Source organism: Mycobacterium sp. E796 (assembly GCF_001672815.1).
In the GTDB taxonomy this organism is placed as follows: domain Bacteria; phylum Actinomycetota; class Actinomycetes; order Mycobacteriales; family Mycobacteriaceae; genus Mycobacterium.
This window is the reverse complement of record NZ_LZKK01000290.1, coordinates 1-2,874: the sequence shown is the minus strand read 5'-3', so window position 1 is coordinate 2,874 and position 2,874 is coordinate 1. Positions and strand designations below refer to the sequence as shown.

Annotated in this window: 3 protein-coding genes and 1 pseudogene; all 4 read right to left on the bottom strand. The window is 67.9% G+C overall.

Going from position 1 to position 2,874, the window contains the following annotated elements; all coding sequences use genetic code 11:
- A pseudogene (locus A5706_RS22140) lies at positions 1–617 on the bottom strand (cytochrome P450); the annotation flags it as partial.
- A 31-nt stretch (positions 618–648) separates the two neighbouring features.
- On the bottom strand, positions 649–1,554 hold the full coding sequence (locus tag A5706_RS22135) for a haloalkane dehalogenase (RefSeq protein ID WP_068135325.1): 906 nt from the start codon (positions 1,552–1,554) through the stop codon (positions 649–651).
- 1 nt (position 1,555) lies between these two features.
- Positions 1,556–2,041, bottom strand: a complete 486-nt coding sequence (locus tag A5706_RS22130) for an NUDIX domain-containing protein (RefSeq protein ID WP_068135322.1) — start codon at positions 2,039–2,041, stop codon at positions 1,556–1,558.
- 6 nt (positions 2,042–2,047) lie between these two features.
- On the bottom strand, positions 2,048–2,874 hold an 827-nt coding region (locus tag A5706_RS22125; protein ID WP_156767274.1), incomplete at its 5' end, for a WS/DGAT domain-containing protein.

The following is a 2,874-nucleotide window of genomic DNA, read 5'->3' as shown; positions in this document are numbered from 1 at the left end:
TAATCGCGCAGCCGCCGCACCGCCTGCATCCGCTCGTCCATGACATCGGGCGGCACGCCGGTGATCGTCGAGAAGGGGTCCAGCGCCTGCGCCAGCACCGCCGACGCACGGCTGAAATGCGGCTCGTCCTCCAGTGGCACGCCGAGCAACCGGCAGATCACCGCCACGGGCAGCGGATGAGCGAAATCCTCGACGACGTCGAACTCGCCCTTCTCGGCGATCCGATCGAGCAGTCCGTCGACCAGCGCGGTGATTTCGGGCTGCAGCGCGTTCACCACTTTGGGCGAGAACGCCTTGGCGACCAGCTTGCGCAGCCGGGTGTGATCGGGCGGATCGAGGAACAGAAATCCCGGCGGGAAAAGCCGCGGCTGCACCACGCCCGCCTCGAGCTGGCGCTTCGAGACCGTCGAGTTCGCGTTGCTGCTGCTCGACGCCGGATGCCGCAACACCTCGTCGCAGTCCCGGTAAGCCGAAAAGACGACGAGGGTTGTCTCCGGCAGCACCATCGGTCCGCGCTCGCGAAACTGCGCGAGGAGCCGATACGGGTCGGCGCGATTGGCCGGATCGAGCAGCTGCAGCAGCAGCCCTTGCGATTCGGCTTGGGCGGCGGTTGTCATGAACACATTCTGCCCGCATCGCGCGGGACGCTCAGCGCCGCAAGAACTCCACGATGTGGTTGGCCAGTTCCTCGCCGGCGTCCTCCTGCAGGAAGTGACCGGCCCCGGCGATTGTCGGGTGATCGATGCCCTGCGCGCCGCGCATCTCGCGCTGGAAGATCGCGGCCATCGGCCCGGTGATGGGATCGCTGTCGCTGAACGCGACGAGCATGGGCGTCGGGCTCACGGACAGCTTGGCCCACGCCGCCTTGTTGGCCGCCGCCGCGGGGTCGGCCGGTGAGGTCGGCACCAGGGTGGGCATGGCGCGCGGCCCGGCGCAGTACCGGTCATCCGGGAACGGCGCGTCGTAGCCCGCGCGCACCACTTCGCTCAGTTGCTGGCGGCACCCGCTCTGCACGAACCAGCCGATGTTCAGCTCCGGTGCGGTGGTAATGGCCTCGCGGAAGCGCCACCACACGTCGGCCATCGGCTGCTCGCCGTTCGGCAGCCCGGTGTTGGCGACGACCAGGCGGGCGAACCGTTCGGGGTGCTCGGCCGCGAGCCGCAATCCGATCAACCCGCCCCAGTCCTGGCCCACCAGGGTCACGTTGCGCAGGTCGAGGACGTCGAAGGCGACTATGCGCATCCACTCGACGTGGCGCGCGTAGGTGTGGTCCTCGCGACGGGTCGGTTTGTCCGAACGACCGAACCCGACCAGGTCGGGGCAGACGACCCGGTGCCCCGCGGCGGCCAGGATCGGAATCATCTTGCGGTACAGGTACGACCACGACGGCTCGCCGTGCAGCATCAGAACCGGGTCGGCGCCTGGCGGCCCGTCCTCCACCCAAGCGGCCCGCAGCGTCCCGCCGTCACCATCTGCGATCTCGCAATAGCTTGGCGCATAAGGAAAGTCGGGCACGTCGTCGAACCGCTCGTCAGGCGTGCGCAATGTTTGCATGTCAAGTCCCTTCGGTTAAGCCCGCCACTGCCGGTTGTGCCATCAATCGATCGAGGAACGGACGCTGGCCCTTGAGCAGCTTCGCGCGCGCCTGCGCCACGGCAAACCAGCCGACGCGATCGACCTCGGGGAACTCGCGCATCCGACCCGAGCCCTTCGGCCACTCGATCTGAAAGGTGTTGCTCTGCGCGTCGGCGACGTCGAGGTCGGCCGCGACGGCGAAGACGGTGACCACCTTGCCGCTGGGTTGTTTCAGCGGGCCGAGGTCGAGCCGCGGTCCGGGCGGCACCGGCAGGCCGAGCTCCTCGGAAAACTCGCGCTGCGCGACGGTCCAGGGGTCCTCGCCGTCGGCGTACTCCCCCTTCGGTATCGACCAGGCCCCGTCGTCTTTGCGGACCCAAAACGGACCACCCGGATGCGCGATCAGGACTTCGACGACGCCGTCAAGCGCCCGGTATAACAGCACACCCGCACTGAGCGTGGGCATGAACGGTCAGACCCCGACGGCGCGTTCCAGGTCCTTCAGCGAAGACTCTAGGTGCGTGAGTAGGCGCTGCAGGTGTGGAACGCTGCGACGGCATCCGACCAGTCCGAAATCGAGGTTGCCCGCGTTGCTGACCAGGGTGATGTTCAGCGCCTGCCCGTCCAACGCAATAGAAAGCGGATAACTGCCGTCGAGCCGGGCGCCGCCCCAATACATCCGTTCGCGAGGCCCCGGCACGTTCGAGATAACCAGGTTGAACGGCGGCGACGTTGACGACACCCACCCGGGAACCGCCGCCAGGGCGAGCGGCGCCATGTTCACCGCCGAAAGCGCCAGCGCCTGGGCACGGGGCAACTCGGAGAACACCCTCTTGTTCTTGTGCATCGACTCGCTGACGGTCTGCAGCCGCTCTGCGGGGTCGTCGGTGTCGGTTGCCAGATTGCAGAGGATTGCTCCGACGAGGTTGCCGCCGGCGTCTGCCTCGTCCTCCTTGCGCAGGCTCATCGGGACCATAGCGACGAGCGGGGTGTCCGGCAGCGCGTTCTGCTCGAGCAGGTAGTAGCGCAGGGCGCCAGCGCACATCGCCAGCACGACGTCGTTCAGCGTCACACCCGAGGCGGCCTTGACGGTTTTGATGCGGTCCACCGACCACGACTGCGCGGCGCAGCGCCGCGCACCGCCGATCTTGACGTTCAGCATGGTGCGCGGGGCGCCGAAGGGCAACGTCACCTGCTGCTCGAACAGCGCCGCGCGGGCGAGCAAAACCGTCGAAGGGCCGAGCGCGGCAAGCGATCCCAACGTCTTGACCAGTGAGCCGAGCCGAGATGCGTGGCGGG

Excerpts from the sequence above, each read along its gene's own strand:
- A5706_RS22130 (WP_068135322.1), bottom strand. The coding sequence starts at position 2,041 with ATGCCCACGCTCAGTGCGGGTGTGCTGTTATACCGGGCGCTTGACGGC.
- A5706_RS22135 (WP_068135325.1), bottom strand. The coding sequence starts at position 1,554 with ATGCAAACATTGCGCACGCCTGACGAGCGGTTCGACGACGTGCCCGAC.